We start from the raw sequence: 21,918 nt of genomic DNA, 5'->3' as shown, positions 1-21,918 counted from the left end.
AGAGCCGCACGCGTTTCGTCTGCGGCACGACGGCCGCCTGCCTGCGGGGTCTGCCATTGGCGGCGCAGCAGGACGCAGAGGCATGGGCAGCCCCGCCCTGCACGAGCGCACCGGGCGTAGGGTCGGAGCATGGCCAACGTCGCTGAGAACATCGTCAAGACTCTGCACGCCAACGGGATCGACCGTGTCTACGGCATCCCGGGTGACTCGCTGAACGGTTTCACGGATGCGCTGCGCAAGGACGGCACCATCCGCTGGGTTCACGTCCGGCACGAGGAGTCCGCCGCGTTCGCCGCCGCGGCGGATGCCGCCACCACGGGAGAGCTCGCGGTCGTCGCCGGCTCCTGCGGTCCCGGCAACCTGCACCTCATCAACGGCCTGTACGACGCGCAGCGGTCGCGCGTCCCCGTGCTGGCGATCGCGGCGCACATCCCCACGACCGAGATCGGCACCGGGTACTTCCAGGAGACGCATCCGCAGGAGCTCTTCCGAGAGTGCAGCGTCTACGTCGAGTACGTCGCCGATCCGAAGCAGATGCCCCGGCTGCTGGAGATCGCCATGCGGGCGGCGATCGAGGAGCGCGGTGTCGCCGTGCTCGTCATCCCCGGTGACGTCGCGCTGGCCGAGATCGCCGACGACCGCGCCGTCGTGATCGAACGCGCTCGCCCCGTGATCGTCCCCAGCGGTGCAGAGCTCGAGAAGGCGGCGACGCTCCTGAACGCGGCGAAGAGCGTCACGATCCTCGCCGGTGCCGGGGTCGAGGGCGCGCACGACGAGGTCGTCGCCCTGGCCGACAAGCTCGGCGCACCGATCGTGCATGCCCTGCGCGGCAAGGAGTTCATCGAGTACGACAATCCCTTCGACGTCGGGATGACGGGCCTGCTCGGCTTCGCATCCGGATTCAGAGCCATGGAGGCGTCCGATGCCCTCCTGGTGCTGGGCAGCGACTTCCCGTACGAGCAGTTCTATCCGGACGGCGCGACCACGATCCAGGTCGACATCCGCGGGGCGCAGCTGGGCAAACGGCATCCCCTCGACCTGGGGCTGGTCGGCGACGTGCGTGCCACCGCGGAGGCACTGCTGCCGCGGATTGCGAGGAACGACGACCGTGGGCATCTCGACGACGCGGTCGCGCACTACCGCAAGACGCGCAAGAAGCTCGACGAGCTGGCGGTCCCGGCCAAGTCCAAGCGCCCGATCCACCCGCAGTATCTTGCGCGGCTGCTGGATGAGCACGCCGCTGACGACGCGATCTTCACCGCAGATGTGGGCTCCCCGACGGTGTGGGCAGCGCGCTACCTGTCGATGACCGAGGAGCGCCGCCTGATCGGGTCGTTCACGCACGGATCCATGGCCAACGCCCTGATGCACGGCATCGGCGCCCAGGTCGCGCATCCGGACCGGCAGGTCGTCGCCCTGGCCGGCGACGGCGGACTCGCGATGATGCTCGGCGAGCTGCTCACGCTCACGCAGAACGCGCTCCCGGTGAAGACGATCGTCGTGAACAACTCCTCGCTGAACTTCGTCGAGCTCGAGATGAAGGCCGCGGGCTTCGTGACCTACGGCACCGGCCTCGACAACCCCAGCTTCGCGGCGATCGCCGAGGCGATGGGCATCTTCGCACGGCGTGTGGAGCGCAGCGAGGATCTTCCCGATGCGGTGCGAGAGGTGCTCGCGCACGACGGCCCCGCCCTGCTCGACGTGGTCACAGAGCGGCAGGAGCTGTCCATGCCGCCCGCCATCGAGGCCGCCCAGGTCAAGGGCTTCGCGCTGTATGCGATCCGCACCGTGATGTCGGGCCGCGGTGACGAGCTCCTCGACCTCGCCAAGGCGAATTGGCGGCAGCTGTTCTGAGCGGGCGCTCAGCTCTCCACGACGGCACGCACTTCGGCCGCCTCGCTGTGGCGCCCGAGTGCTTCGAGCACGTTGCCGAGCTCGAGCGAAGCGACCTGGTGCAGCGGAGGGTGGCCTGCCGCGTGTTCGATCGCGCTGCGGTACACGGGTACGGCGTCGGCTGAGCGCTCGTTGCCGGCGAGGACGCGCGCGGCGAAGAGCTCCGAGCCTCCCGCGGAGCCCAGGTCGCCGAGTGCCGCGAATCCGTCGGCGGCCGTGAGGGCAGCGGAGACGCCCTCGTCCACGCGGCCGAGTTCGGCCAGGGCGCGTCCGCGAGAGTCGGTCACATCGGCGAGCAGCCATTCGGCCTCGTGCTGCCGTGCGAGGGCGGCGACCTCGTCGAAGAGCGCGAACGCCCGCTCATCGCCGCGTCCGCCGTACGCCTGTCCCAGGCTGTGCAGAACCTCGGTGAGTGCGCCGACCGCGTCCGGCGCGCGCCGCACGATCTCCGCAGCCGACTCGAGCAGGGCGATCGCATCGTCGTGCTCCTCGAAACGCGCGAGGATCTTGGCCTGCTCGGTCATCGACATCGCCTGATCCGCGTGCTCCTCCGCTTGACCGAACAGTTCGGAGGCATAGCCGTGGGCCCCGACGGACTGCCCGAACTCGCCGGCGGCGCTCAGGGCACGGGCGAGCATAGACGCCGTCATCGCGCGAGAGCCGGCAGGAGCCTCGGCCTCCTCCTCGCGTTGCAGCACGTCACCGAAGAGCTCGGCCGCCTCCTCCGCGTCGCCGACGCGCAGCATGGCGCGCGCGAGGCGGAAGTCCACGCCGGTCGCATCGCCTCCCTCTTCACCGGCGATCCTGGTGGCGAGGCGGTAGCGGGAGACCGCCTTCTCCGGGTCGTCCGCGTCTTCCCACAGGGCGCCGGCGAGGAGGTGCGCCTCACCGAGCGCCCGCGTCGCGCCGAGGTCGGCCAGCAGACGGCAGGACTCATCGGCGTCGACCGCGCCCTCGCTGTACGAACCCGTGCCGCCGCGGACTCTGGCGCGCGTCTGCAGCGCCTGCGCGCGATGCCCCCTGCTGAGGTCGTCCTGCGCGAGAAGGCGATCGAGGAGCGAGGATCCTGCCTCGAGGTCGCCCTTGCTGAGCACCGCCGAGATGGCCAGCAGCGTCGTGGTGTTGGTCAGTCGTGCGTCTTCCGCCTCGGCGAACGATCGGGCCGCGACCTCGGCGTGATCCAGTGCGGCATCCGGCTCGCTCGAGCGCAGGTGCAGGGCTGCGCGGCTGATCGCGAGGTCGCCGCGTGACCAGGCGGGAGGTCGTCGGCGGCGGCGATGGCCTCTTCCAGAGCGGCCGTCGCCTCCGGTGTGTCGAGGCCGAAGGTCGCCAGCCCCAGGCGCTGCTCGAGGTCGGCCTGCGCGTCGAGGCCGGCCGCCCGCAGCGCGGCGATGCGCTCGGGGAGCAGCTGGAGGGCTTCGTCCGCCCGCTCCAGTGCGATCAGGATGCCGAGGCGCATGGACAGCAGTTGAGCCCGCTTCGCCGGGTCCTCGACCTCGAGCGCGTGCGGGAGAGCCTGGAGCGTTTCGTGCTCGGCGCCGAACTGCGCGAGCTGCATCGCGCGCTCGAACCACGCGTCCGCATCGGTGGGGACGGCGGAGGTGGTGGGGGCGACGAAGGCGTCGGACCGGATCGGCACGTCGTACTGCTCGCCGGCGAGGGCCCGCATCCGCTCCAGGCTGCGCGCATGTCCGTCGGTGCCGTCCCTCTCGTCGAACGCCGCGCCGATGCGCTCGGCCGCGGTCCACGCCGTCGCTGCGAGTTCGGAGGCGCTCCACGCGCCGTCGTGCGCGCCGAAGAACGGCACCAGCGCCGGGGACTCCGCGCCGCGCACCGGTGTGTCGCCGTGTCCGGCAGCGGTGACGCGGTCCAGTGCCACGGCGAGGGCCGCGAGGGCGGCGAAGTGCGCGTCGACGTTCAGCCCGTCGTGCGCGAGCCAGGCGATGTGCTTCTCCACCAGCGCGAGGGCGCGTGCCTCGTTGCCGGTGACCGCGGCGAAGACGATGTTGTTCGCGACGATACGCAGGTTGTCCGGGTTGTCCTTGGCCAGACGGTAACTGCGCAGATGTGCGGTCTTCGCCTCGTCGAAGCGTCCGGCGCGGAGGTAGGGGAGCAGTGCGCGGGAGAGCGCGTGCTCGGGTTCCTCGCCACAGGAGAACCCGCCCTCGATCATCTCCTCGACGAGCACGATCGCCTCGGCGTCGCGGTCCGTGTCCGCGTAGAACCCGGCGATCTGACTGCGTCCGCACGCATCGCAGTGGCTGTGGTCGTCGCGAGGCGTGGTCTCCAGCTGCACGCGCAGCGCTTCCGCGTCGTCCATGCGCCCGGCATCCCAGGCGTCTTCGAACCGGGCTGTGAGCACACCGCTCACGCCGAGTCCCGCGGCACGGTAGTGCGCCTCCATGTCGTCGAGCACGGCGGCGATCTGCTCCTGCGAGAACGCGGGGGAGGAGCGCAGCGAAGACGCCATCCACTTGAACTGCCACATCAGGTCGGCGCCGCCGTTGTCGAGGTCCGCGGGAAAACGCTGCGGGTCGGCGTCGTGATGTGCCAGGCACCATGCGAACGAGTTCAGCATCACGTCGGTCGCGCCACCCATGTTCGCCGAGGCGGTCTGCCGCATGCGCGCCTCGTACTCGAGGCGCTCATCGCCGATCTCGACGGCGAGCGCCACCGCGTCCGCGACGAGGGCCTGCTCGGCCCGTCCCCAGGGCGTGCGATCGATCTCCTCGATCAGCTGCTGGAAGCGCTTCTTCGGACGTGCCATGGACGGAACCCTTCGGTGGAGAGTGTCAGCGGGCGTCCCCGAAAGGGAGCTGATCCCCTTCGAGCCCGGCCGAGAGCGAGACGAGGTCGGCGAGCGCGGTGGTCATCAGTGCGCGATCGGCGTCGGAGAGGGGATGATGCCCCGCGAGCAGGGCCTGGATGTAGAGGAGCTGCACAGTGCGGGCGAACACGGCGTCGTCCTGCACGCGGACGAGTGCGCGGACGACCCGGTTCGACCAGTTCAGGCACAGTCGCGCGCGCAGGTCTTCCTCGCGCGCCGAGGATCGCGTCTGGTCGATGCGGTCCAGGACGCCGCCCCACAGGGCGCCGGTGATGCCCTTGGTGCGGCTGCGGTCGATGGCCCGGAGCACTTCGGGGTCGGCGACGTAGAGCCCCGAGAGGTCGGGGCGGTCGATCGAGCGCACCACGACGGAGCACTCGGATGCCGCGAGCACGGCGCCGGCCCGGGTCTCCAGGGCGACGGCGGCATCGCGGTCGTCGAGGGGAGGCGGATCGAGACGGTCGAGCTCGCCGGTGACGTCGACCTGCTCCACCGTGACATGCGGGTACAGGTCCGGCAGCATCCTGATCAGGTCGGCGTCGTAGAGGTACCCGCCGTTGACGAGCACTTCGTCGGACGGCGAGATGCCGGCGACCTGCCGGAACTCGTCGACGCTCTGTGCGTAGCGGACGTGGGGGTAGCGCTGCACGAGGTCGCCGATGCGCACGGTGCCGTGCGTCGTCTCGACGGTCAGCCAGCGCGAGATGAAGTGCGCGAGCTCCTCGTCGTGTCGCACGAGCGATTTGAGCCCGACCTCGTGCACCGCGACGAACTGCGCGAGGCGATGCGGTTCGCGCAGCCCCAGTTCGAGGACCCAACGGCGGATGCCGGCGCCGAGCTGTTCGCGCACGCGTTCGAGCGCTGCGTCCTCGACGAGGGACTCCCTGCTGGCAGTGGGGGCGAGGCCCGCGGAGTCGATGACCGCGCGCACGAAGAACGCCCACTCGGGGAGCACGTCGTCGACGCGTTCCGCCAGCAGCATCCGCCCCAGGTACATGCGCGACGCCTGGCGTGCGCCGGGCGGAGGGGCATAGGGGAGGACGTAGGCGAGACCACGGGTGCCGGTGGCCGGTTCGCTCAGCTCGATCACGTCGAGCGGGCTCGCGCCGAGGAGATCGCGTCCGTACTGCACCGCCGCATCGGGGTCGGTCGCGGCGTCGAGGAAGGGAGGATCCCTGGTGATGTCGATGTCGCCCGCAGCGGTGTCGACCGTCAGGCGGACCGGCAGGAACTCGCCGAAGGTGGTCGCCAGCTCGTGCACCGCGGCTGGACGCAGCAGCTCGTCGGCGTCGAAGCGCGGCACGAGGTGGACGCTGGTGCCGATCGGCAGCTCCTCCTCGATCTCGACCACCTGGAAGGTGCCGTCGGCGCTCCCGGTCCACTCCACCGAGGCGCCGCCACGGGCGCTGCGGGAGCGGATCACGATGGTGTCGGCGACCATGAAGCAGCTGAGCAGCCCGATGCCGAACTGGCCGAGGTAGTCGCTGCGCGGGAGGTCGAAGATGTCGCGCTTGGAGCTGCGACCGACGGTCGCCAGCAGGTCGGCGACTTCTGAGGAGGTGAGACCGACGCCGTCGTCTCGCAGCACGAATTCGCCCGTCTCGGCGGTCAGCGGGGTGATCCGGATGCATCCGCCTCCGCCGTCGACCTCGCGGCGGGCGGTGATCGCGTCACGGGCGTTCTGCAGGAGCTCTCGCAGGTACACCCGAGGACTGGAGTAGATATGCCTGCTGAGCAGGTCGACGACTCCGCGCAGATCCACCTGGAACTGCTGCACATCCGCGCTCACACGCGCCCCTTCCCCCTGTTTCCCGCTCGCCGAGCCTAGCAACAACGCGTATTCCGGTTCCGGTTCGGCAGCATCGGATCGATGCCGTATGCTTGTGGAGCAGTTGTTTTCTGCATTCTTTCGCCGTGCCTGGGGTCTCCCGATCGCAGATTCGGTGGCAGAGTGGAAGACACCCACGAGGCCTTCCGGCCTCTAGGGCGGTAGCTCAATTGGCAGAGCAGCGGTCTCCAAAACCGCAGGTTGCAGGTTCGATTCCTGTCCGCCCTGCGCGTCAGCGCAACGCTGACACACGAAAGGTACATTCAGGATGGATCAGGACGAACCGCGCGGCGAGGTCGTCGCGGCCGGCGCCACCCGCGAGAAGAAGGGCAACCCCTTCTCCCGGTTCTTCGGGGGCATCGCCCTGTTCATCCGCCAGGTCATCGCCGAGCTCCGCAAGGTCGTCACCCCGACTCGCAAGGAGCTGTTCAAGTTCACCCTGGTGGTGCTCGTCTTCGTGATCATCGTCATGGGCATCGTCTACGGCTTGGACACTCTGTTCGCATTCGTGACGCACTGGGTGTTCGGAATCCCTGGCTGATGACCCCCGCGGCTCGCGCCGCAGCTATGGAGAAGAAGCAACGTGTCTGAACGATATTCCGACGACGCCGACTGGGCGACCGCCGCAGAGCAGTCCAGCGAGGAAGACGAAGCCCAGGAGGGCAACGTCCTCGCCGAGGAAGAGCTCTCGGCCACCTCGGCCGAACACGTCGCGGTCCACGTCGAAGACGAGGACGGCGATGAGGATGACACGGAAGACATCGACATCGACATCGACGACCCGGAGGCGGACGCCATCGTGAACGACGCTCTCAACCTGGACGAAGCGGCTGAGTCTGAGGCCGCCGCTGAGGTCCTCAACGAATCGGTGGCCGAAGAGGCCGCCGACCTCGACGCGGCCGCGGCCGAAGAGGTCACCCCGTACGACGGACCCGAGCTGGGTGCCGATGACGAGCAGAACGGCGAGGACTCCTCGGACGACGAGTCCGACGAAGACGCGGAGGAAGACCCGTACGAGGCCTTCCGCATGGACCTGCGCATGCTCCCGGGCAAGTGGTACGTCATCCACTCCTACGCGGGCTTCGAGCGCAAGGTGAAGGCCAACATCGAGCAGCGCAAGTCGACGCTCGAGGTCGAGGACGAGATCTACCAGGTCGAGGTCCCGATGGAAGACGTCGTCGAGATCAAGAACGGCCAGCGCAAGATGGTCACCCGCGTGCGCATCCCCGGCTACGTGCTGGTGCGCATGGAGCTCACGGAAGACACCTGGTCGGTCGTGCGTCACACCCCGGGTGTCACGGGCTTCGTGGGCAACGCGCACAACCCGACGCCGCTGCGCTTCGAAGAGGCCTTCAACATGCTGAAGTCGCTCGTCGAGGTCAAGGACGTTCCGACGGCCAAGAACATCGCATCGAAGGGCGGCGTCGCCGTCGCCCGTCCGCTGCCGGCCGAGGTCGACTTCGAGGTCGGCGAGACCATCACGATCAAGGAGGGCTCCTTCGCGGGGCTTCCCGGTTCGATCAGCGAGATCAAGCCCGAGAGCGGCAAGCTCACGGTCCTCGTCTCCCTGTTCGAGCGCGAGACCCCGGTCGAGCTGTCGTTCGACCAGGTCACCAAGATGGTCTGACACCAGTCCTCACGAGAACGGCCGTCCCTATCGGGGCGGCCGTTCTCATGTCTGCGGCCCTGGTGAGGGGTCAGGAAACGCCGTGTTGCATGCGACAGACGGGGCGTGTCTTGGCCCCTCATGGGGAGCGAGTGAGGGCGGGAGGCGGCGCGCGAGCACGTCGCTCCGATCGGGTATACTTGTGTGGTTTGTGCGACGTTTCGGCGTGTGCAAGCGACCACGGTCCGGAGATGCCGGACTCGTGGGAGAAACGGATGCTCCGGCATCCGATTCGACGAAAGGAAAGAGAATGGCACCGAAGAAGAAGGTGACCGGCCTGATCAAGCTTCAGATCAACGCCGGTGCAGCCAACCCGGCGCCGCCGATCGGCCCCGCGCTCGGTCAGCATGGCGTCAACATCATGGAGTTCTGCAAGGCGTACAACGCCGCGACCGAGTCGCAGCGCGGCAACGTCATCCCCGTCGAGATCACCGTCTACGAGGACCGCAGCTTCACGTTCATCCTGAAGACCCCGCCGGCTGCGGAGCTCATCAAGAAGGCCGCAGGCGTGCCGAAGGGGTCCTCGACCCCCCACACCGTCAAGGTCGCGAAGATCACCAAGGACCAGGTCCGTCAGATCGCCGAGACCAAGCAGGCCGACCTGAACGCGAACGACATCGAGGCCGCCTCGAAGATCATCGCCGGCACCGCCCGTTCCATGGGCATCACGGTCGAGGGCTGAGGAGAATAATCATGGCTACCAAGTCCAAGGCTTACAAGGCTGCCGCCGAGAAGATCGAGGCAGACCGTTTCTACACCCCGACCGAGGCCGTCGCCCTCGCGAAGGAGACCGGCTCGTCGAAGTTCGACTCGACCGTCGAGGTCGCGCTGAAGCTCGCCGTCGACCCCCGCAAGGCCGACCAGATGGTGCGCGGCACCGTCATCCTGCCGCACGGCACCGGTAAGACCGCTCGCGTCATCGTGTTCGCCACCGGCCCCGCCGCCGAGGCCGCGATCGCCGCAGGTGCAGATGAGGTCGGCGGCGCCGAGCTCATCCAGAAGGTCGCCGACGGTTGGACCAACTTCGACGCCGCCGTCTCCACGCCGGAGCTCATGGGTCAGGTCGGTCGTCTCGGAAAGGTGCTCGGACCGCGTGGTCTGATGCCGAACCCGAAGACCGGCACCGTGACTCCGAACCCGGCCAAGGCCGTCGAGGAGATCAAGGGCGGAAAGATCGAGTTCCGTGTCGACAAGCACGCCAACGTGCACTTCGTCGTGGGCAAGGCCTCCTTCACCGCAGAGCAGCTGAACGAGAACATCGGCGCTGCCCTCGAGGAGATCGTCCGCCTCAAGCCGTCGAGCTCCAAGGGCCGTTACATCCAGAAGGGTGCGGTGTCGACCACGTTCGGCCCCGGCATCCCGCTGGACGTCAACTCCATCTGAGTCTGACTCGCTGAAACGCCCCCGGGTTCACCCCGGGGGCGTTTCTGCGTCCGCGCGACCCTCGGAAACGAATCGTCATCGGATGCGTCGAACCGCCGCGATCCCGCGTACTGTGAGGGGGTTCCCGCGGCCGTCGCGTAAACTCGCACCCGCGCATCTCACCCCAGGAGGGTCCATGTCCCGTCGTCTCATCGCCGTCACCGCACTCGTCGTCGCTGCAGCCGCGCTCACCGCCTGCAGCGGGTCGAGCACCCCCGCGAACACTTCCGGCAGCGAAGAAGGCCCCGATTTCGGGCTCGTGCAGGACGGTACGTTGACGGTCGCGACCGAGGGCACCTACCGCCCGTTCAGCTTTCACGACGACGGCGGCTCCGGTGACCTCACCGGCTTCGACGTCGAGATCATCCAGGCCGTCGCCGACAAGCTGGGTCTCGAGGTGAAGTTCCAGGAGACACAGTGGGATGCGATCTTCGCCGGCCTCGATGCCGGACGCTTCGACGTCATCGCGAACCAGGTCTCGATCAACGACGAGCGTGAGGAGAAGTACCTCTTCAGCGCGCCCTACACGGTCTCGCCCGGCGTGATCGTCGTGGCAGACGATGACGACTCGATCTCGTCCTTCGACGACCTCGAGGGCAAGACCACGGCCCAGTCGCTCACGAGCAACTGGTACGAGCTGGCCACCGACTCGGGTGCCAAGGTCGAAGCCGTCGAGGGATGGGCACAGGCGGTGGAGCTGCTGCGTCAGGGGCGCGTCGACGCGACCGTGAACGACAAGCTGACGTTCCTCGACTACGAGACCACGAACAGCCCGACCGGTCTGAAGATCGCGGCCGAGACCGATGAGGCGGGCGAGCAGGCCTTCGTGTTCACCAAGGACAAGGAGGCGCTCGTCGAGGCGGTCGACGGCGCGCTCGAGGAGCTCCGCGCCGACGGCACGCTGGCGGAGATCAGCGACAAGTACTTCGGCGAAGACGTCACCCAGTAGTCGATGGAGAGCCCCTGGCAGCTGTTCTTCGATTCGCTCGGGCCGATCGCCTGGGCGGGTCTGACGGCGACGGTTCCACTCGCGCTGCTGTCGTTCGTGCTGGGGCTCGTGATCGCGGTCGGTGTCGCGCTGATGAGGATCTCGGTGCATCCGGTCGTCTCGGGCGTCGCCCGGTTCTACATCTCGGTGATCCGCGGAACGCCGATGCTCGTGCAGCTGTTCGTGATCTTCTACGGCATGCCGTCGATAGGGATCACGCTCGATCCGTGGCCGAGCGCGATCATCGCCCTGTCGCTCAACGTCGGCGGTTACGGCGCCGAAGTCGTCCGCGCCGCCATCCTCTCCGTCCCCAAGGGGCAGTGGGAGGCCGCGTACACGGTCGGCATGAACCGCACGCGCACCCTCACGCGCATCATCCTGCCGCAGGCGGCGAGGGTGTCGGTGCCGCCGTTGTCGAACACGTTCATCTCGCTCGTCAAGGACACGTCCCTCACATCGCTGATCCTGGTGACGGAACTGTTCAAAGTCGCGCAGCAGATCGCCGCGACGACGCTCGAGTTCATGATCGTGTACCTCGCCGCCGCGCTGGTCTACTGGGTGTTCTGTCTCGTGCTGTCGTTCGGTCAGAGCGCCCTCGAGAGGAGGCTCGACAGCCGTGTCGCCCACTGAGAACACCACGGATGCGCTGCTGACCGCCCGTGGCCTGCGTAAGAGCTTCGGTGACAACGAGGTGCTGCGCGGCATCGATCTGACACTGCACCGTGGCGAGGTCGTCGTGCTCATCGGTCCGAGCGGTTCCGGCAAGACGACCGTGCTGCGCGCGCTCAACGGCCTCGAGACCCCGGATGCCGGGAGCATCGTGGTCGCCGGCGGGCCCGACCTCGACTTCTCATCGGACGCCAGGCCGCGACCCCGCGAGCAGAAGCAGAAGCGGCTCGCCCTGCGGGACCGTTCGGCGATGGTGTTCCAGCACCACAATCTCTTCCCCCATCTGACGGTCCTCGAGAACGTGATCGAGGGTCCGTGGCGGGTGCAGGGGCGGCCCAAGGCCGAGGTCGTGAACGAGGCGCTCGCCCTGCTCGACAGGGTGGGACTCGCCGATAAGGCCGATGCCCGCCCGCATCAGCTCTCGGGCGGACAGCAGCAGCGCGTCGGCATCGTACGCGCGCTCGCCCTGAAGCCCGATCTGCTGCTCTTCGACGAGCCGACCAGCGCGCTCGACCCCGAGCTCGTCGGCGAGGTGCTCCTGGTGATCAAGGAACTCGCCGACGAAGGGTGGACGATGGCCGTCGTCACTCACGAGCTGAGCTTCGCCCGCGAGGCCGCCGATCAGGTGCTGTTCATGGACGACGGCGTCGTCGTCGAGCAAGGCCCTCCGGACGAGCTCTTCCGCGCGCCGCAGCAGGAGCGCACCCGACGGTTCCTCACGCGCATCATGCGTCCGCTCGACGGCGCCTGATCCGCCGGGACCCTCGACCTGCTCGACGAACAGTGCCAGGATGCGATCGTGGGAACCATCGACGACTACCTCGCAGAACAGAACCAGGCAGATCGCGAAGCGATCGATCGGGTCTACGCGATCGCGCGCCGGGAGGCGCCGGATGCGGAGCAGGGCAAGGGCTACGGCATGCCAGCCCTCGTGCACCGGGGCAAGCCCCTCTTGTCGGTGATGCGGGCGAAGAAGCACATCGGCGTCTATCCGTTCAGTCAGGATGCGGTCGCCGCGGTGACCGGCGCCCTCGAGGAGCATCCGGGGATCGGGATCGACAAGGGGACGATCCGCTTCCAGCCCGAGCATCCGATCCCGACCGAGGCACTCGAGAGCCTCATCCGGGCGCGTCTGTCCCAGATCGACGACGCCTGACGTCCGTCACCCGCCGAGGACCGGGACGACCAGACTGATCGCGATCGAGATCATGATGACCGCGATCACGGCGTCGAGGATCCGCCACGACCGAGGAGTGCGCAGCCACCGGCCCAGGTAGCGGGCGCCGAAGCCCAGCGCCGTGAACCAGAGGATGCTGGCCGCGATCGCCCCTCCGGCGAACAACCAGCGCTCGTCTCCGTGAGTGGCCGCGATCGAGCCGAGCATCAGCACGGTGTCGAGGTAGACATGCGGATTGAGCCAGGTGAGTGCCAGCGTGGTGAGGATGACCGGTGCCAGCCTCGTGCGGGGGAGCGTCGTCGTCGGGCTCTGGAGCGTCGATGAGCCGGTGTCCGCGACGTCGGTTCCGTCCACGCGGAGCTCTTCGCCACCACGCCAGGCGCGACGCGCGGCCAGGATGCCGTAGACCGCCAGGAACAGCGCACCCGCCCACCGGGCCACGACCACGAGCCAGGGCGCCGCCGACAGCACGAACCCGAGTCCGGCGACGCCCGCCGCGATCAGGGCGGCATCGGACAGCGCGCAGATGATGACGACGGCGACCACGTGCTCTCGGCGAATCCCCTGCCGCAACACGAACACGTTCTGCGCGCCGATGGCGACGATCAGGGAGAGGCCGAGGCCGAGGCCGGCGAGGACGGTGAGCATGACTCCAGCCTAGGAACCGAGACGCATCAGCAGAAGCAAAGATTCCTACCGAACCATTAGCATCGCTTATGTGAGAATCGATCCGCATCTGGCCGCCACGCTCGCCGCGATCGTCGACGAAGGCACCCTGGATGCGGCGTCTCGGCGGCTGCGGATCACCCCTTCGGCGGTGAGTCAACGGCTGAAGACGCTCGAGCAGCAGCTCGGTCGCATCCTGGTCGTCCGCGCGAAGCCGGCACGCCTGACGGAAGCAGGGGAGGCCGTCGTCCGCTTGGCGCGGCAGGTCGCCCTGCTCGAACACGACGCGCTCGTCGGTGTGGGGATCGACGATGCCGACGGCGCCCGTCGGATCAGCATCCCCCTCGCCGTGAACGCCGATTCGATGGCGACGTGGTTCCTCGCCCCTCTTGCCCGGCTGTCGGCCGGGCACGGCATCGACTTCGATCTGCACCGCGACGACCAGAACTTCACCGCTCGGCTGCTGGAATCGGGTACCGTGATGGCCGCCGTCACCAGCGAGGAGACTCCGGTGGCCGGGTGTTCCGTGACACCCCTCGGCGTGCTCGAGTACCGCGCGATGGCAGAGCCCGCCTTCGCGGAGCGCTGGTTCGCGGACGGAGTCACGGCGACGGCGCTGTCATCCGCGCCGTTCGTCGACTTCGATCGGCGGGACACCCTGCAGCACGAATGGCTGCGGGCGATGTCGGTCAACCAGGACGGCGTGCCGCGACACTACGTCCCGGCCTCCCACGACTACGCGCTCGCCGTCGAGCTCGGGCTCGGATGGGGGATGCTTCCCGTGATGCAGGAGTCCGCCGGACTCGTGCCGCTGGGGGACCGGCGCTTCGGGTCGAACTCTTCTGGCAGCAGTGGAATCTGCGCTCGGAGCTGCTCGACACGATCGCGGAGGAGATCGCGGCCGAGGCTCGTCAGGTGCTCGGTCGCCGGCCGGTCACTCCGCCGCGGAAGAGGCGGGCGTCACGCCGGCCGCAAGGGCGTGCAGCAGCCGGGTGAGATTGCCGATGTCGGTGAGACTCCAGTCCTCGAGCGTGCGGAGGAGCTTGCCCTCCTGAGGCAGGCGCGCAGCCGCGAGCCGCTCCTCGCCCAGGGCAGTGACCTGGAGGGGGAAGGAGCGGCCGTCGACCGGGTCGGTGGAGCGTTCGACCAGGCCGAGCTCCGCGAGTTCGCGCACGGTGCGACTGACCTGCCCCTTGTCCATGAGCATCCGCTCCGACAGGGTCGAGACCGTCGCCTTCTCGCAGCGCGCGATGGTGGTGAAGATCTTGTAGGCGCCTGGAAGCATGCCGGGACTCACCCTGTTCGCGTTCTCGGTGATCACGCGGCGGAAGTGCGTGATCAGCTCGCCGAACTCCGCCTCGAGGGCGCGGACCGCAGCGGCCCGCGCCTCGGGTGTGTCGGAGACGTGCTCAGCGTCCGGCATCGGACGCCGCATCCGTGCGGCCGTCGCCGGACCGGCCGACCGCAGCCACGCTCCCGGTCGTCGCACCGGAGACGGCCGCCGCATCAGCGATCGCCACGTCGGCGGCATCTTCCACCGTGCTCTTCTTCGCGGCATCCGCCTGTGCGCGCTCGGTCGTGGTCATGGTCGTGAGGGGGCGGTTCGGCAGGAACAGGATCGCGACCAGGCTGATCACGGCGAGCGGGATGCCGATCAGGAACGCGTGCGAGATGGCCTGCGCGTAGAAGTCCTCGACGATCGAGCGCACGGGTTCCGGCAGGAGTCTGACCTCGGGGAGCGTTCCGCTGGAGAGCTGGGCGGCGACCTCCGCGCCCTTCTCGCCGAGCTTCGCGATCGCCGCTCCCAGGCGCTCCTTCCCGTCGGAGAAGAGGCCAGTGAGGCTGTTCGCGAGCACGGCGCCCATGACGGAGACGCCGATCGTGCCGCCCAGGCTCCGGAAGAACGTCACGCCCGAACTCGCGACACCCATCTCGCTCGGCTTCGCGACGTTCTGGACGATCAGGACGAGGTTCTGCATCGTCATGCCGACGCCGGCGCCCATCACGAACATGTAGATCGAGACGAGCACGAAGTTCGTGTCGTAGTGCAGTGTCGACAGCATGACCGACCCGGCGATCAGCAGCACGGAGCCGAGGACCAGGTAGCCCTTCCATTTGCCGAAGCGGGTCACGAGCTGCCCGATGACCATGGAGGAGATCAGGAGTCCGGCCATCATCGGCAAGGTCATGAGGCCGGCCTCGGTCGGCGTGGCGCCGCGGGAGAGCTGCATGTACTGCGCGAGGTACACCGAGGTGCCGAACATCGCGACGCCGATGGAGATCGACGCGAGCACGGAAAGGGTGAACGTGCGCCCACGGAACAGCGTGAGCGGGATGAGCGGCTCGCGCACCTTGAGCTCGACGATCACGAAGGCGATTGCGGCGACGATCGCGCCGCCCACCATGAGCGCGGTCTCGGTGCCCCACCAGTCGAAGGTCGATCCGGCGTTGGTGATCCAGATGAGGATCAGCGAGACGGCAGCCGAGAGCAGCACGATGCCGAGATAGTCGATCGACACCCTGCGGGTGCGTTCGGTGCTGATGTGCAGAGTCTTCTGCAGGATGATCAGGGCCGCGACGGCGAAGGGCAGCGCGACGAAGAAGTTCCAGCGCCAGTTCGCGACGTCCGTGATCCATCCGCCGAGCAGCGGGCCTCCGACGGTGGCGACCGCCATCACGGCGCCGAACAGCCCCATGTACCTGCCGCGTTCGCGGGGGCTGATGATGTCGGCCATGATGACCTGACTCAACGCCGCGAGGCCGCCACCGCCGATGCCCTGGATGGCGCGGAAGGCGATGAGCGTGTTCGTGTCCTGCGCGAATCCGGCCGCGGCGGTGGCACCGACGAAGATGACGATCGCGATCTGGATGAGCAGCTTGCGGTTGAACAGGTCGGCGAGCTTGCCCCAGATCGGCGTGGAGATCGCGGTCGTGAGGAGCGTGGCCGTGATGACCCAGGTGTACGCGGCCTGGTCGCCGCCCAGGTCGTGCACGATGACGGGCATCGACGTGGAGACGACCGTGGTCGCGATCATCGACACGAACATGCCGAGCAGGAGGCCCGTGAGGGCCTCCAGCACCTGGCGATGCGTCATCTTTACGGGAGAGTCCGTGGGCATGCGGGACCTTTCGTGAGTCGCGGGGAGGATGCTGCGACAGCTCTGGCGCGCACACAGGATGGTTGAACTGGGTCAACTATACGGCGATCGTTGATTAACGTCAACAATCGGGAGAGTGCGTCGAACTGCGCGCGATGGACGAAGGTCGTGCGCGAAATCGCCTTGTTCTGCGCGAGGGCCGGGGAGAGGATGGCGCAAACACGCGGATGCGAACCGTCGAGGAGCGACCCGGAACACAGGCATTCACGTGGTTCACGGATTCCTGAGGGGGAAGCGACATGGCAACCAAGGCAACCCAACGCAAAGTCCTGGCGGTGCTCGCCGGAGGACTCGTGCTCGGGGTCGGCACCGCCGTCACCCTCGCGGTGTGGAACGACTCCGAGTTCGCGAACGGCACGTTCACGGCCGGCGCGTTCAACCTGCAGGGCTCGACCGACGGCACCACCTATGCCGATCACAACACCGACGACGGCGACACGGCGGCGACGCTCGACTTCAGCCTCCCGGCGGACGTGGTCGACAACATGTCGCCCACCGACTCCGTCTACGCCGGGTTCTGGGTGCGGCTTGCTGCAGGCACCACATCCGGGGCGGATCTCGTCGCCGACGGCACCACGGCCGACGCCGCCGCCTCGTCGAACTCCGACCACCTCTCCTATGCGATCTACCAGCTCGCGCCAGGGGCGACCTGCGATGCGACGACGGCGACGGGCACCCCGATCGCCAGCGGTGCGACGCTGGACGCCCAGACCGGAGCCACCACGGTGCCGCTGACCGCAGGCGCCACCGCGACGGCCCCGGGGACGGCGGTGCAGCTGTGCATCGCCGTGACGGCGGATGCCGCGCTGGAGCCCAGCCTGGTGACCAACGCCACCTGGAAGTTCACGGCGACCTCGACGAACTGAGTCCGCGATGGTCACCCGCAGAGAGGGGCGGGAGAGACGTCGGCTGCACTCCCTTCGGCTGCGAGCCGTCCTCGCGGGCGGACTCGTGCTCGGGATCGGCGTGGCCGCGACTCTCGCCGCATGGAACGACTCCGAGTTCGGTTCCGCGAACTTCATCGCGGGGAAGTTCGACATCGTCGGTGCGGTCGACGGGACCACGTTCTCGAGTCACGCCACCACCGGTACAGCGGCCGCGCTGAACTTCCAGCTCGCTCCGACCGCGATGGCGCCTGGCAACACGACCTACGCGTTGTTCAGCGTCAAGACGGCCAACCCGTCGGTTGCCGGGACGCTGCAGCTGACGGCGGGAACACCGACGGGCACGGGGCTCGCGACCTACCTGACCTACGGGGTGCGCACGATCTCCGGCACGAGCTGCACGTCGACCAGTTACGCCGGGGGAACCTCGGTGGTCGCCGACGGCTCGGCGATGACGGCAGCCGGATCGACGGCGCAGGTCGTGACCGCGAACGGGGCGGCCCAGGTCAACTACTGCTTCGCTGTCACGCTCCCGAGCACCGCACCCAATGGGGCCCAGGGGCTCACGATGGCCCAGACCTGGCAGATCCAGGGAACCTCGTCGTAGCGGGGTGCTTCATCGACAGGAGCGCGGACGCCGAGGAGAGGAGGAGGAGATGACGATCCCGACGACACGGCGGAGCCTGCGGGAGTCCGCGCCATCGCCCGCCATGGGTCCCGGCGCCGGTTCGGCCCCCGTCCGTGCTCAGGTGCGCCCCGGCCGGATCCTCGGTGACATCCTGCTCTGGTTGGCTGCGATCGCCGGCACCGTGTGCATCCTGCTCGTCGTGCTCGCCTTCACCGCGCAGATCACGCTCATCATGTTCCGCACCGGCTCGATGTCGCCGACGATCCCCGCCGGTGCCGTCGCGGTCGTGCAGCGTGTGCCCGCGAGCGAGATCGAGGTCGGCGACGTCGTCACCGTGGATCGCGACGGCGAGCTTCCGGTGACGCACCGCGTCACGACGATCGCGCCCGGTGCGGCCGCCGACGAACGCATCATCACGATGCGAGGGGATGCGAACGCCGCCGACGACCCCTTCCCGTACCCCGTCACGTCCGTGCGCACGGTGCTGTTCGCGGTTCCCGGCATCGCGCTGATCGTCGCGGGCATGGGCAACCCCGTCGTGCTGGGTTCGTTGACGGTGGCGGCCACGACGCTGGTGGTGTGGGCGTTCTGGCCGCGCCGATCCGGTCGGAGCGGGGTCGATGTCGACGGGAACGGGCCATGAGACGCGTGCTCGCAGCCGCATCGCTCGCCGTCGTCCTGGCGGCGCTGCCGACGACCGCATGGGCGGCGCCGTCGACGCAGGTCATCCAGGGATCCGTGCTGCGTCTCGTCTCGGTCGCCGACTGGGAGGCGGCAGCCGGTCTCCTCCCTGGTCAGCCCGTGCGCTGGGACGTCGCGGTGAGTGCGAGCGCCCCGGATCCCGGAGTGGTGCGGATCGCCGTCAGCGCCAGGGGAGACGCCCGACTCCTCCTGGACATCTCCCTGTGCTCGCAGGCGTGGACCCCGGCGGGGTGTCCGGGCGGCGCGGACGAGCTGCGCACCGGATGGAGCATCCCGCGTGACGGTGTCGAGGTGCCGCTCGCCGAGATCGCGGACACCGAGACCGCGCACGTCCGGCTCGACATCGTCCTCGATCCTGCGGACGGTTCCGGCAGCACCGACGTCCGTGTGCTCGCACAGGGCGCGGGGGAGACGGTCAGCATCGGGGCGGACGGAGGCCTCGCGACCACCGGAATGCCACCGGGCGCCCCGTGGGCCGTCGCCGCCGGTGCGGCACTCGTGCTCTGGGGGCGTCCCTGCTGCTACGGCGTCGCGGAAGAGCGGCACCCGACGAGGAGCGTGCACCATGAGCCGGCCGACACGCGCACGTCTGGCTGCGGGCCTGGTGGGAGTCGCCGTGCTCGTCGGCATCGCGTCCGCGCCTTCTGTGCCGCTGACGGATGCCGCCTTCACCGACAGCGAGTACGCCTCCGGCTCCTTCACCGCGGCGACACTCTCGACGCCCACGGTGACCTCGTGCACGGTCACGAACTTCCTGGGCACCTTCACGGGCTTCACGATCACGTGGACGTCGCCGTATCAGAAGGTGCAGCAGCGGCTGTCGATCAACAATGTGGTGGTCGACAACACCAATGTCACGCAGACCGGGACGGGGCCGTACACCTATTCGGCCACCATCAGCTCCGGGCTGCTCAACACGCTCCTGGGCAGCCTTCTCGGTTCGACCAACACGGTGCGCGTCGACAGCATCTACTCCGGGACGTCATGGGCATCGCCGGCTGTGACGCGCACGCTGTCGGTCGGTGGCCTGCTGGGTCTCGGCGGCAACAACACCTGTACCTGAGCGGGGTGCGGTGCCGGTCGGGCGCTCGATCAGTCGGCGAGGGCCAGCGCGCGGAAGGCATCGCGCTCACGGAGCTGCTCGCGACGGCTCGCCGCGGCATCCACGATCCGGCTCGGGACCTGCTGGCCGGTGGTGCGGCGGTAGAGCTCGTCGATCAGGTCGGTGGCGAGGGCCACGAGTTTCGCGATCTCACGGTCGTCGCGGTCGATCCACACGCAGCGCGGCTCGTCGTGGACCGGGGCGAAGTCGACGTGCTCCTCCCAGACGAACAGCGTGCGTTCGGCTCCCAGTACATGCTGCTGCCACCACACCTGGCGGAGATACGTGCGGGGGATGCCGCGGAAGGCCTTGTTCGTGGTCTTGATCTCGGCGAGCTTCACACGTCCGTCCGCGTCGACCGCGATGCCGTCGGGCGTGGCGAGGTGACGATGCTCGACCTCGGCGCGGAAGAGGGCGGACGAGGGGAGGATGCCGTGCGTCGCCGCGACCCAGGCCGCGATCTCGGGCTCACGCCGTCGACCGTGATCGGTGTACGCGTTGCCGCCGAAGCGGGGGCCGCCGCCGAGCTTCGAGTCGGCCGCCCTGGCGATGGACTTCTCGGAGGTGAGACCCGCGACGTCGGTCGCGGTGATGCCCCGAGATCGCGCCCGCAACCACGCCACGCGGTCGCGTGAATCCGCGACGATGCGTGCTGCGAGTTCCGGGTTCACTCTTCGACCCTAACCCCGTCCGCCGACCCTCCTTCCCTCACACGCCGCCCCCGCCCTTCCCGTTCCGCTTGCCGCCCGCTTCCTGTCGAGCGCACGGCTTCCTGTCGAGCGCACGGTGTATTCGCGTGCGTATCCCGTGCGCTGGGGAACATCCGGTGCACTCGGGGCGTGGCCACTCGTCCTCCACGGACGAGGCTGGAGCGCGAGAAGATCGGGAGGTTGGGGACGACGTGAGACGGAACGGCGGCGAGAGGCACCATGAGGCATGACCTCGTCTGCGCCCGTCCTGTCCGAGCTCGTCCGCTCGCGGAGAGACCTTCTCCGGAACGGATGGACGGACCGGCGGATCGCGGCCGCGCTGGCGGACGGTTCACTCGTCGGCATCCGGCGCGGATGGTTCATGCATGCCGTCGACCGGACGGCGCTCTGGGCAGAGGAGAAGCATCTCGCGCATGTGATCGCGGTGGCCCGTGACGCGCGGGGTTCGGCGGTCATGTCGCACTCGTCGGCTGCCGTGCTCTGGGATCTGCCGCTTCACGGGGTACGGCTCGCGCGGGTGCACATGACGACGCCGACGCCGAGGCGGATATCGAGCGCACCCGATGTGCTCCGCCATGTCGCGCCGCTCCCGGCATCGGATGTGGTCGTGCGCGCCGGCATCCGATGCACCTCGCTGTCACGAACCGTTTTCGATGCCGTGCGCTTCCTGCCCGTGGGGGCCGCCGTGGCGCTCGCGGATGCCGCAGAACGACAGATGGCCCTGCGGCAGCGGGAGTGGGACATGGATGCCGTCCTGTCCTGGCGCCGTGGCCTCGCGGGCAGGCTGGAGGAGGCGACCGGAGCGCGAGGGATCCGTCGGGCCCGTTGGGTGGCGGCGTTCGCCGACGGGCGGGCGCAACTCCCGGGCGAGAGCGTGAGCCGGCTGCACCTGCACACGCTCGGGTTCGCTGCGCCCGAACTGCAGGTGCCGATCGATGGCCCTGATGGCAGTCGCTATCTCGTCGATTTCGGGCTCGCCGACGTCAGAAGCTTCGGGGAGTTCGACGGCAAGACGAAGTACCTCGACGAGGCGATGCGATCGGGGCGCTCTCTCGACCAGGTGCTGCTCGCCGAGAAGCAGCGGGAGGATTGGATCCGCGGTCGAACACAATGGCGCTTCGCCCGATGGGGAGCCGAGCACATCAGGACGCCCGCCGCCCTCGCCGCTCGTCTCGCTGCGTTCAACATCTCCCCGCCTTGACCCTGTTCCTATACCCGTCCCCGAGCTTCCCGTCTTCGCCGCACCCCCCTCGGCGCCGAGTCTCTCGCCGAGCACTTCGTACTGCGCACCGAAACGTCTCGCCGAGCGCACGACTTGTTGCCGAGTGCACGGGGAGTCGACGTCGATACCCCGTGCGCTCGTCAATACCCCGTGCACTCGGCGGGGAGGGGCGGGGGAAGGGAGGGACGGGACGGGGCGGGGATTTGGGGGAAGGAAGGGCGTGGGGTAGAGTATGGGTAACCGAAGACCGCTGGTCATCGTGCGTGCGCGAGCACGCAGGATCGAAGCTCTGCTCAGCAGGGGCCCGCGCAGGACACGAACTTTCCAAAGCTCCGTGCGCTTGCGCCGGAGCTTTTCTGTTGTGCAGGTGGTCCAG

Annotated in this window: 21 protein-coding genes, 1 tRNA gene and 1 pseudogene; 16 read left to right on the top strand and 7 right to left on the bottom strand. The window is 68.6% G+C overall.

The features are described from left to right. Positions 1 to 129 precede the first annotated feature (129 nt). The gene (gene poxB, locus K1X59_RS15520) at positions 130 to 1,854 is read left to right on the top strand and encodes a ubiquinone-dependent pyruvate dehydrogenase (RefSeq protein WP_183150732.1); all 1,725 of its coding nucleotides are present in this window, start codon (positions 130 to 132) and stop codon (positions 1,852 to 1,854) included. 8 nt (positions 1,855 to 1,862) lie between these two features. Here poxB and K1X59_RS21720 read toward each other — a convergent pair whose 3' ends face one another. Genes K1X59_RS21720 through K1X59_RS15510 form a run of 3 tightly spaced genes read right to left on the bottom strand, consistent with a single transcriptional unit; the run spans position 1,863 to position 6,509 of the window. Then, entirely contained in the window at positions 1,863 to 2,987 is a 1,125-nt protein-coding gene (locus K1X59_RS21720) for a hypothetical protein (protein WP_258566877.1), read from the bottom strand. Between the two features lie 32 nt (positions 2,988 to 3,019). Then, the gene (locus tag K1X59_RS21715) at positions 3,020 to 4,660 is read right to left on the bottom strand and encodes a hypothetical protein (protein WP_258566876.1); all 1,641 of its coding nucleotides are present in this window, start codon (positions 4,658 to 4,660) and stop codon (positions 3,020 to 3,022) included. A gap of 25 nt (positions 4,661 to 4,685) precedes the next feature. Continuing rightward, the gene (locus K1X59_RS15510; RefSeq protein WP_220173556.1) at positions 4,686 to 6,509 is read right to left on the bottom strand and encodes an HSP90 family protein; all 1,824 of its coding nucleotides are present in this window, start codon (positions 6,507 to 6,509) and stop codon (positions 4,686 to 4,688) included. Between the two features lie 194 nt (positions 6,510 to 6,703). Here K1X59_RS15510 and K1X59_RS15505 point away from each other — a divergent pair. From K1X59_RS15505 to K1X59_RS15465, 9 genes are all read left to right on the top strand, one after another. Continuing rightward, positions 6,704 to 6,776: transfer RNA gene (locus tag K1X59_RS15505), tRNA-Trp, on the top strand. A gap of 40 nt (positions 6,777 to 6,816) precedes the next feature. Next, positions 6,817 to 7,089, top strand: a complete 273-nt coding sequence (gene secE, locus K1X59_RS15500) for a preprotein translocase subunit SecE (protein ID WP_183150731.1) — start codon at positions 6,817 to 6,819, stop codon at positions 7,087 to 7,089. A 42-nt stretch (positions 7,090 to 7,131) separates the two neighbouring features. After that, the gene (gene nusG / locus K1X59_RS15495; protein ID WP_183150730.1) at positions 7,132 to 8,175 is read left to right on the top strand and encodes a transcription termination/antitermination protein NusG; all 1,044 of its coding nucleotides are present in this window, start codon (positions 7,132 to 7,134) and stop codon (positions 8,173 to 8,175) included. Between the two features lie 289 nt (positions 8,176 to 8,464). Further along, a complete protein-coding gene (rplK, locus tag K1X59_RS15490; RefSeq protein WP_053097443.1) occupies positions 8,465 to 8,896 on the top strand; it encodes a 50S ribosomal protein L11 in 432 nt (143 codons plus the stop codon). Between the two features lie 11 nt (positions 8,897 to 8,907). Then, the gene (gene rplA, locus K1X59_RS15485; protein ID WP_017829144.1) at positions 8,908 to 9,597 is read left to right on the top strand and encodes a 50S ribosomal protein L1; all 690 of its coding nucleotides are present in this window, start codon (positions 8,908 to 8,910) and stop codon (positions 9,595 to 9,597) included. Positions 9,598 to 9,772: 175 nt separating this feature from the next. Beyond that, positions 9,773 to 10,585: an amino acid ABC transporter substrate-binding protein gene (locus K1X59_RS15480; protein ID WP_183150729.1), complete on the top strand. Its 813-nt coding sequence runs from the start codon at positions 9,773 to 9,775 to the stop codon at positions 10,583 to 10,585. 3 nt (positions 10,586 to 10,588) lie between these two features. Continuing rightward, on the top strand, positions 10,589 to 11,254 hold the full coding sequence (locus K1X59_RS15475) for an amino acid ABC transporter permease (RefSeq protein ID WP_183150728.1): 666 nt from the start codon (positions 10,589 to 10,591) through the stop codon (positions 11,252 to 11,254). After that, positions 11,241 to 12,044 carry an amino acid ABC transporter ATP-binding protein gene (locus K1X59_RS15470; protein WP_274601184.1) on the top strand — a complete coding sequence of 268 codons (804 nt, stop codon included), beginning with the start codon at positions 11,241 to 11,243 and terminating at the stop codon, positions 12,042 to 12,044. Before K1X59_RS15475 ends, K1X59_RS15470 begins: the two co-directional genes overlap by 14 nt. Positions 12,045 to 12,092: 48 nt before the next feature. After that, the gene (locus K1X59_RS15465; protein ID WP_183150727.1) at positions 12,093 to 12,449 is read left to right on the top strand and encodes an iron chaperone; all 357 of its coding nucleotides are present in this window, start codon (positions 12,093 to 12,095) and stop codon (positions 12,447 to 12,449) included. 6 nt (positions 12,450 to 12,455) lie between these two features. Here K1X59_RS15465 and K1X59_RS15460 read toward each other — a convergent pair whose 3' ends face one another. Then, on the bottom strand, positions 12,456 to 13,118 hold the full coding sequence (locus K1X59_RS15460; RefSeq protein WP_183150726.1) for a LysE/ArgO family amino acid transporter: 663 nt from the start codon (positions 13,116 to 13,118) through the stop codon (positions 12,456 to 12,458). A gap of 70 nt (positions 13,119 to 13,188) precedes the next feature. Between K1X59_RS15460 and K1X59_RS15455 the strand changes: the two are divergent. Next, a pseudogene (locus K1X59_RS15455) lies at positions 13,189 to 13,866 on the top strand (ArgP/LysG family DNA-binding transcriptional regulator); the annotation flags it as partial. Between the two features lie 204 nt (positions 13,867 to 14,070). Here the strand turns inward: K1X59_RS15455 and K1X59_RS15450 are convergent. Further along, positions 14,071 to 14,559, bottom strand: a complete 489-nt coding sequence (locus K1X59_RS15450) for a MarR family winged helix-turn-helix transcriptional regulator (protein ID WP_183150725.1) — start codon at positions 14,557 to 14,559, stop codon at positions 14,071 to 14,073. Next, positions 14,546 to 16,255, bottom strand: coding sequence for an MDR family MFS transporter (locus K1X59_RS15445; RefSeq protein WP_183150724.1), 1,710 nt, complete (start codon positions 16,253 to 16,255; stop codon positions 14,546 to 14,548). The genes K1X59_RS15450 and K1X59_RS15445 overlap by 14 nt, the downstream gene beginning before the upstream one ends. Positions 16,256 to 16,533: 278 nt before the next feature. Here K1X59_RS15445 and K1X59_RS15440 point away from each other — a divergent pair, with 278 nt between their 5' ends. The 4 genes from K1X59_RS15440 (at position 16,534) to K1X59_RS15425 (ending at position 19,571) form a co-directional block, all read left to right on the top strand. Further along, positions 16,534 to 17,160, top strand: a complete 627-nt coding sequence (locus K1X59_RS15440) for a SipW-dependent-type signal peptide-containing protein (RefSeq protein WP_183150723.1) — start codon at positions 16,534 to 16,536, stop codon at positions 17,158 to 17,160. Between the two features lie 7 nt (positions 17,161 to 17,167). Next, positions 17,168 to 17,785, top strand: coding sequence for a SipW-dependent-type signal peptide-containing protein (locus tag K1X59_RS15435; protein WP_183150722.1), 618 nt, complete (start codon positions 17,168 to 17,170; stop codon positions 17,783 to 17,785). 49 nt (positions 17,786 to 17,834) lie between these two features. Next, positions 17,835 to 18,449: a signal peptidase I gene (locus tag K1X59_RS15430; RefSeq protein WP_183150721.1), complete on the top strand. Its 615-nt coding sequence runs from the start codon at positions 17,835 to 17,837 to the stop codon at positions 18,447 to 18,449. A 624-nt stretch (positions 18,450 to 19,073) separates the two neighbouring features. After that, positions 19,074 to 19,571, top strand: coding sequence for a hypothetical protein (locus K1X59_RS15425; RefSeq protein WP_220173555.1), 498 nt, complete (start codon positions 19,074 to 19,076; stop codon positions 19,569 to 19,571). 29 nt (positions 19,572 to 19,600) lie between these two features. Here K1X59_RS15425 and K1X59_RS15420 read toward each other — a convergent pair whose 3' ends face one another. Then, on the bottom strand, positions 19,601 to 20,281 hold the full coding sequence (locus tag K1X59_RS15420; protein WP_183150719.1) for a YqaJ viral recombinase family protein: 681 nt from the start codon (positions 20,279 to 20,281) through the stop codon (positions 19,601 to 19,603). A 265-nt stretch (positions 20,282 to 20,546) separates the two neighbouring features. Here K1X59_RS15420 and K1X59_RS15415 point away from each other — a divergent pair, with 265 nt between their 5' ends. Then, positions 20,547 to 21,521, top strand: a complete 975-nt coding sequence (locus K1X59_RS15415; protein WP_220173554.1) for a hypothetical protein — start codon at positions 20,547 to 20,549, stop codon at positions 21,519 to 21,521. Positions 21,522 to 21,918: the final 397 nt, after the last annotated feature.

Origin of the sequence: Microbacterium sp. Se5.02b, from assembly GCF_019464375.1 — a bacterium.
Taxonomy (GTDB): Bacteria; Actinomycetota; Actinomycetes; order Actinomycetales; family Microbacteriaceae; genus Microbacterium.
The sequence above is the reverse complement of the archived record's forward strand: the minus strand, read 5'-3'. Positions and strand labels throughout refer to the sequence as shown.